Origin of the sequence: Candidatus Desulfofervidus auxilii (genome assembly GCF_001577525.1) — a bacterium.
Classification (GTDB): Bacteria; Desulfobacterota; Desulfofervidia; order Desulfofervidales; family Desulfofervidaceae; genus Desulfofervidus; species Desulfofervidus auxilii.
The window spans coordinates 2,265,027-2,272,635 of record NZ_CP013015.1; the positions used below are offsets into that span (position 1 = coordinate 2,265,027).

The window sequence follows — 7,609 nt, forward strand, 5'->3', positions numbered from 1 at the left end:
AGCGACTTTTTCTCATACAGGTAAGGATACACTATTTAAAATTTCTTTAAGTAACACAATTCTAGCAGAAAAAGATAATTCTTCTTTGGGGACTAAGCGATGAAAGGCAATGGGTAAAAATGTCCACTTTATGTCTTCAGGAATGACATAGTCTCTTCCTTCAATAAAGGCATAGGCCTTGGCTGCATTTACCCAAGCAAGGGCAGCCCTAGGTGATAGTCCGTATCGTAAGGCCTTTTCTTGTCGGCTACAGGTCACAATTTTTGAGATAAATTGTAATAAATCCTTATGAATATGGACTTTTTCCACTTGATTTTGCAACTGTAAAATAGTTTCTGAATGAAGAACTGGGGTTAGGTTTCTAGCCTCTTTGTGAAAAGCACCATGTTTCAAAATAAGCATTTCTTTTTCTGGAGGAGGATAGCCCAAGTCTAATCGCATAAAAAAACGGTCTAACTGGGATTCTGGTAAGGGAAATGTGCCATAAAGTTCTAAAGGATTTTGGGTAGCTATGACAAAAAAAGGTGCAGGCAATGGTCGCACTACTCCCTCAATACTCACTTGTCTTTCTTCCATCACTTCTAAAAGGGCACTCTGGGCCTTGGGAGTAGCCCGGTTTATTTCATCCACCAGAATTACTTGATGAAAAATAGGACCAGGCCGAAAGAAAAAACGACCTTCTTTAGGGTGATAAACTAATCCTCCTAGGATGTCTGCTGGCAATAAGTCGCTAGTAAACTGAATCCGGGCGAAAGAGCAACCTAGTACTCTAGCCAAAGCAATGGCAAGGGTGGTCTTTCCTGTTCCGGGTAAATCTTCTAACAATAGATGCCCTCTAGCCAAAATACAAGTAAATGCCAATTTTACCTGTTTTTCTTTACCAACAATCACTTGATTAACTAACTTCAGGGCTTTTTGTATCAAATCCATTCTCAATCCCTTTAATTACATTTTCGTTATACCATACTTTTTTATAAAGGGTAACTAGATTCCCAAAATCCGCGATTGATTTTTTATTTTAACGTCTCCGCTCACAGACAGGTTTGTGGGTTTTTTCTTTTAAAGTTATTACGGATTTTGGAAAAAATTTTTTCTTGTCATAATTGAATAAAAATGTTAATATTAACTTAATGCCTGTTTTTGTTTGGGAAGGGAAAAGATCTGACGGTAAAGTAGTAAGAGGGGAACTGGAAGCTTCTAATATAGGTATTGTCAAGTTAAGACTAAAGCGTGAAGATATAGTTCCCACAAAAATTCGTCCTAAGACGAAAGGTTTTAGTGACTATCTAGTTTTCCTCCAGGGAAGGGTTAAAGAAAAAGAAATTGTATTATTCATTAGGCAGTTTGGAACGATGTTAAATGCAGGTGTTCCAGTAGTGAGGGCCTTGGATGTCCTTGCTGCTCAACAAAGTAATAAATTATTTAAAAAAATACTTCAAGATATTAAGACAGATGTTGAAGGTGGATCTACTTTGGCTGATGCCTTTTCCAAATATCCTCGCCATTTCGATGAACTTTTTGTCAACATGATAGCCGCAGGAGAGACCGGTGGGGTAATTGACCAGGCTTTAGATAGGTTAGGTAATTATAGGGAAAAGGCCCTAGCTTTGAAGAGAAAGGTAAAAGGAGCTATGGTTTATCCCTTGATTACCCTTGCCGTTGCTCTCACAGTCCTTATAGTTATTCTTATTTATGTCATCCCAGCCTTTGAAAGCATTTTTTCTGCCTTTGGAGCAGCCCTACCTGCACCTACACAGTTTGTGATTAACCTTAGTAATTGGTTTAGGAAATACATGGGTTATATTTTCCTGGTAATAATAGGTTTGGGTATTGCTCTTAAATTGTTTAAACGCACAGAAAAAGGCAACTTTATGTTCGATCAGTTACTCTTAAAAATTCCTCTAATAGGCGTTTTATTGCAAAAAACAGCCATTGCTCGTTTTTCACGCACACTTTCCACTATGTTGCAGAGTGGGGTGCCTATTCTGCAAAGTTTAGATATTGTAGCCAAAACTTCTGGAAATAAAGTGATAGAGAAAAAATTATTAGAAGTAAAATTAGAAGTAAGTAGAGGCCAGTCTCTAGCAGCACCCATGGCTCAAGCAAAAATTTTTCCTCCTTTGGTAGTTCAAATGACGGCCGTAGGGGAAGAAACAGGAGAATTAGAAAACATGTTATCAAAAATAGCTGATTTTTATGAAGCAGAAGTAGATGCTGCCGTGGAGGCCTTGACTTCCATGTTAGAGCCCATGATGATTGTTTTCTTAGGAGGGCTTATAGGTGGTCTGGTAGTAGCTCTCTATCTCCCAATATTCAAACTAGGTGCAGTAGTGGGTGGATAAAAGCTGCATTAAGTGCGGAAGATGCCTCGCTGTCTGTCCGGTCTATAAGGCAAGTGGATATGAAAGAATTAGCCCTCGAGGTAAGCTAAATCTAATTGACTTTTATCAAAAACACTTACTTTTCCCATCTTTTATCTTTCAAGAAACTATAAGTGCTTGCATTTTATGTAAAAGATGTGAAGAAAAATGTATTCTCCACACTCCTATATCAAAAATTATTCACCAAACTAGAGAAAAACTATGGCCCCTACAAAAAAAGCAGTATTATCGCTCTTGGGTGGTCAATAAATTTCTAGCTTCTTATCAAAAAAATTTAGGTCTATGGTTACGATTATACACTTTATGCAAACATATCTTCCCCTTACCCTTTGACCTTGCCTCAAGTCCATTTTTATCCTCTAGGCGTTTTTATCCTTCAAAAAAAGCAAAGGCCAATATAGCCATTTTTTCAGGTTGTGTTACTAACTTCCTCTATCCCAATTTGGGGGATAAGTTGATAAAATTACTTTCTAAGCTAGGTTACAATATTTTTATTCCTCCTCAACAAACCTGTTGTGGTTTGATGGCTTATACCTTAGGGGATAAAGAAACGGCCCTGGATTTAGCAAAGAAAAATGTGGAGGCTTTTGGCCATCTATCTATTGATTTTATTATTACTCCTTGTGCTTCTTGTTATCACCAATTAAAAACATTTTTACCTTACCAAGAAGCGAAAATTAGTGAGAAAGTGATAGAATTGAGTCAATTTTTGCAGGAAAAACCGCTTTCGTTTCTCCCATTAAATAAAAAAATAACTTGGCACGACCCTTGCCATTTGCGATATCATCATAATATTTGGCAAGGGCCTAGAATTTTACTTAAAAAGGCAGGATATGAATTTGAAGAATCCAGTCCTGAAGGTATGTGTTGTGGACAAGGAGGTAGTTTTGCCTTGAATTTCCCTGAATTAGCTAAACAAATCTTCAGAAGAAGAAAAGAAACTATTGAAAAAACTGGGGCAGAACTGGTAATTACATCCTGTATGGGCTGCCTCATCCAGTTAAAGGCAGGACTAGGGAAACAACAGGTGAAGCATATTTTAGAACTGTTTGCCTAGAAGACCTGGTTTTCTTTACTTTAGGTTCAGGTGGAAGATATTCTTTTAATACCTCATCTATGCGCCTTAAAAGGTCACGTATGGTCTTAATAACTCCCTTTTTAACAGTAGGTATACTGGGGTCATTTTCCATTTCTCCCAATTGTGTTTCCCATTTTTCAATTTGTTGATGCATATCCTTTAATAAATCAATGAAAATAGAATTGTCCGTTTCCTTTGCCCACACACAGGTTACAGAAAGAAAAAATAGACTCACTAGAATAATAAATCTCACTGGATTACCTCCTCTCTACTTGGACCTGTAGACACAATACTTATAGGTATCCCTAAAAAATCAGAAATAAATTCTAAATATGCTTTGGCAGTATGTGGTAATTCCTTCCAGGATTTACCTTTAAGGGTTTCTTTCCACCCTGGAAAACTCTTGTAAACAGGCTTGCATTCAGCAATAGCTGAAAATGAAGTAGGCATATAATCTATAGTTTTTCCCTGATAATTATAGCCTATACAAACCTTGATTTCATCTAAACCTGTTAATACATCTAATTTAGTCAGGGCTAGTTTTTGGACTCCATTGAGGCGAACAGCCTGTTTAACCACTACTAAGTCTAACCATCCACATCGTCTAGGTCTTCCGGTGGTAGCACCAAACTCCTTTCCCTTTTCACGCAGATAATTACCTAGGGAATCTGTTAACTCGGTGGGAAATGGTCCACCTCCTACTCGGGTGGTATAGGCCTTACAAACTCCAATTATGGTATCAATGGCATTGATGGGAAAACCTGCGCCAGAACATATACTACTAGCCACAGTGTTGGAAGAGGTGACATAGGGGTATGTTCCATGGTCCATGTCCAAGTGTGTTCCTTGAGCACCTTCAAAAAGGATGTTTTTGTTTTCTTCTTTAGCTTTCCATAAAAACTGAGCTACGTTTCCTATAAAAGGGCTAAGCTTCTCAGCATATTTAAAATATGTTTGAGCGATTTCTCTAAAATTCACTCCCTCAGCCTTAAGATATTGGGTAAGATAAAAGTTTTTTTCTTCTATTTGGGTCTTTAATCTTTTTTCAAAAAACGACTTATCCATTAAATCAATCATTCTAAATCCCGTGCGGGCAGCTTTATCTTCATAACATGGACCGATACCTCTCCCCGTGGTCCCTATCTTTGTCTTACCTTTTTTTGCCTCCCTGGCCAAATCGATGGCCTTATGATAGGGCATGATTAAATGGGCCCTTTCACTAATCAAAAAACGTTCTGGGGTTAGTTCAACACCATTTTCCTCTAACTTTTTGAATTCTTCTAATAATACCGCTGGGTCTATAACCACACCATTACCAATACAACAACGCTTTTCTGGATGTAAAATACCAGAGGGTATTAAATGAAATATATGTTTTTTGCCATTTACTACAATAGTGTGGCCTGCATTATTTCCTCCTTGAAAACGCACCACCACATCAGCCTGCTCAGCCAATAGGTCAATAATTTTTCCTTTTCCTTCATCACCCCATTGAAGTCCTATTACCACTACATTTGCCATTTTGAACACCTTTTAAAGGTTTTTTATAATCCAAGTGCAGCTAAAATTGCTTTCCCGAATTCCTCAGCCGCCTGGGGTCCGTTAGCAGTAATGATTAATCCATCTCTTTCAACAGATTTCCCGGTATAAATTGCACCCAAACTTTTTAATTGATTTGCTTCAGATGACCAAACTGTTGCCTTTTTGCCTTTAAGGAGACCTGCCTTAGCTAAAGTTACCGGAGCAATACAAATAGCAGCTACAATTTTATTCTTCTCTAATGCTGCTCTTGCTAAATTATGAGCTATTTCATTATTCCAATATTCAGTGGCTCCCATTCCCCCAACAAAAACCAATGCATCATAATCATCTATGTTAATGTCTTTAATGAGTATATCCGGTTTATAACTCCTTCCAAGCATTCCCTTGGCTGGAGTTAAGGCAGAAGAAGCTACCACTACCTGCACTCCTTTTCTTTCTAAAGTTTGTTTGGTAACAAATAACTCCTCATCTCGAAAATTTTTATGGGCAATAACCATTACCACCTTAGGAGGTGAGACAGCTTTTGCCATAGTTACACCTCCTAAAATAAATAACATTAAAAATACCAAGCCTTTCATTTTTATTTCCTTTTTATTTTTTTATTGGGACTACATCATCTATACTTAATAAATGCCCCATTTTTTTCTTCTTCACCAGAAGATAACGAAAATTCTCCTTACAAGGGGGAATTTCTATAGGTATTCGCTCCACCACTTCCAATCCATAACCTTCTAGACCCACAATTTTCTTAGGATTGTTGGTCATCAATCGCATCTTTCTAACACCTAAGTCCCTGAGAATTTGGGCACCAATACCGTAATTTCTTAAATCTGGTTTAAATCCTAAAGCCAAATTGGCCTCTACTGTATCATGGCCTGCATCTTGTAAGGCATATGCCTTCATTTTATTGGCAAAACCAATCCCTCTTCCCTCTTGACGCATATAAACCAAGACCCCTTTGCCTTCTTTTTCTATCATCTTCATAGCGGTATGCAACTGAGAACCACAATCACATCTCAAAGAGCCAAATACATCTCCCGTGAGACACTGAGAATGCACTCTGACTAGAATAGGTTGTTCTGAATCAATTTCTCCTTTCACTAATGCCAAATGATGATTGGGGTCAACTTCGCTTTCATATACAATGGCCTTAAACTCTCCTGCAATTGCTGTAGGTAATACTGTTTCAGCCAATCTTTTTACCAAACAATCATGTTTTAAACGGTAGGAAATTAAATCAGCAATAGTAGCAATTTTTAAACCATGTTTTTTAGCAAACTTTTCTAGATCAGGCATCCGTGCCATCGTGCCATCATCATTCATAATCTCACAAATCACCCCAGCCGGTTTTAAACCAGCTAGACGGGCTAAATCCACAGAGCCTTCTGTATGTCCTGCCCTTACCAACACCCCTCCTTCTCTAGCCCGCAAAGGGAATATATGGCCTGGTATGACTAAATCTTCTGGTTTGGCATCATCCGCTATGGCTGTTAAAACAGTCAAGGCCCGGTCATAGGCAGAAATTCCTGTAGTTACTCCTTTTTTGGCCTCAATGGAAACAGTGAATGCCGTTCCATGAGGCGGCCCAGGATGATTTTCACTAGCCATTAAAGGTAATTTTAATTGCTCTATTCGCTCAGGTGTCAAAGTTAGACAAATCAACCCCCGGGCATATTTAGCCATAAAATTGATGGCTTCAGGAGTAACCTTCTCTGCAGCTATACACAAATCACCCTCGTTTTCTCTATCTTCATCATCCACTAAAATTATCATCTTCCCTTGCTTAATTTCAGAGATGACTTCTTCAATAGAAGCTATAGACATACAACTTCCTCCCTTGGGTTGATGATTTCATAATAATTTGCTTTTGGGTAAAATGCAAGTCATTTTTTTCATTTCAAATCCGTAATTGATTTTTATAGAAAATTCTAACCGCAGCGAGCACTCCTTATATAACCTTTGGTGTTGGTTGTTTTAGCTTTTAGATGACAGTGATACTTCAAGATTAACTTCACCAACCGTCTTGTATTCACGAAGGGCAAGCGAAGCGCAGCGTGAATACAACATTTCAAAATGAAGATTGCAAAGTGCAAATTGCAAAGTCATTTTCCCCCTCCTTTCGCAGTTGTAGTGGAATTGGGGTCTATAATTAAAAGTGAGAGTAAAAAATAGGGAATGAAATTAAGAAGCCTTCTTTATGTGATATAAATGATAAATGGCTAGGGGAACATTTGTGGCTAACGGGGTCAGTCAATAATGTTGAATTATTGTGACTCGGTTTGAATTGCCGGATGTTCTCCTGCCAATACCCTGTCTAATGGAAAGGTGCCTTTAAGTGGCTATTATAGACGGGATAAAGGTATTGGCAGAGCCATAAAATATCAAACATAAAGGAGGGTGAGGCGTGAAAAGGTTATCTGGAGGAATCGATATTGGCAGTGATAATCATCACATAATTATCATGGATGATGAAGAACAGATTTTGTATGACCAGAAGATAGCACACAAATTCAGTGAATTTTATAAGGCAGTTAGAGAATTTAGAGAGATTGAGAAAAGAGAAGGTGGGATAATATCATTTGCAATTGAAGGAAAGAATGGATACGGA

Annotated in this window: 7 protein-coding genes and 1 pseudogene; 3 read left to right on the plus strand and 5 right to left on the minus strand. The window is 38.0% G+C overall.

The annotated features are described in order from the left end of the window. Positions 1 to 12: 12 nt before the first annotated feature. Positions 13 to 930, minus strand: coding sequence for an AAA family ATPase (locus HS1_RS11325; RefSeq protein WP_066065534.1), 918 nt, complete (start codon positions 928 to 930; stop codon positions 13 to 15). A 200-nt stretch (positions 931 to 1,130) separates the two neighbouring features. Here HS1_RS11325 and HS1_RS11330 point away from each other — a divergent pair, with 200 nt between their 5' ends. After that, positions 1,131 to 2,342 (plus strand): type II secretion system F family protein, encoded by a 1,212-nt coding sequence (locus HS1_RS11330; protein ID WP_066065537.1) that lies wholly within the window; start codon positions 1,131 to 1,133, stop codon positions 2,340 to 2,342. Further along, the gene (locus tag HS1_RS11335) at positions 2,335 to 3,438 is read left to right on the plus strand and encodes a (Fe-S)-binding protein (RefSeq protein ID WP_066065540.1); all 1,104 of its coding nucleotides are present in this window, start codon (positions 2,335 to 2,337) and stop codon (positions 3,436 to 3,438) included. Before HS1_RS11330 ends, HS1_RS11335 begins: the two co-directional genes overlap by 8 nt. On the opposite strand, the gene HS1_RS11340 is transcribed toward HS1_RS11335, so the two are convergent. Genes HS1_RS11340 through HS1_RS11355 form a run of 4 tightly spaced genes read right to left on the minus strand, consistent with a single transcriptional unit; the run spans position 3,374 to position 6,825 of the window. Beyond that, positions 3,374 to 3,712: a hypothetical protein gene (locus HS1_RS11340; RefSeq protein ID WP_066065543.1), complete on the minus strand. Its 339-nt coding sequence runs from the start codon at positions 3,710 to 3,712 to the stop codon at positions 3,374 to 3,376. The genes HS1_RS11335 and HS1_RS11340 overlap by 65 nt on opposite strands. Beyond that, on the minus strand, positions 3,709 to 4,980 hold the full coding sequence (locus HS1_RS11345; RefSeq protein ID WP_066065545.1) for an adenylosuccinate synthase: 1,272 nt from the start codon (positions 4,978 to 4,980) through the stop codon (positions 3,709 to 3,711). Before HS1_RS11345 ends, HS1_RS11340 begins: the two co-directional genes overlap by 4 nt. 23 nt (positions 4,981 to 5,003) lie before the next feature. After that, complete coding sequence (locus HS1_RS11350) at positions 5,004 to 5,579, minus strand: DJ-1/PfpI family protein (RefSeq protein ID WP_066065547.1); 576 nt, start codon at positions 5,577 to 5,579, stop codon at positions 5,004 to 5,006. A gap of 13 nt (positions 5,580 to 5,592) precedes the next feature. Then, the gene (locus tag HS1_RS11355; RefSeq protein WP_066065551.1) at positions 5,593 to 6,825 is read right to left on the minus strand and encodes a bifunctional 3,4-dihydroxy-2-butanone-4-phosphate synthase/GTP cyclohydrolase II; all 1,233 of its coding nucleotides are present in this window, start codon (positions 6,823 to 6,825) and stop codon (positions 5,593 to 5,595) included. A 580-nt stretch (positions 6,826 to 7,405) separates the two neighbouring features. Between HS1_RS11355 and HS1_RS13470 the strand changes: the two are divergent. Next, positions 7,406 to 7,609, plus strand: a pseudogene (locus HS1_RS13470) (hypothetical protein); the annotation flags it as partial.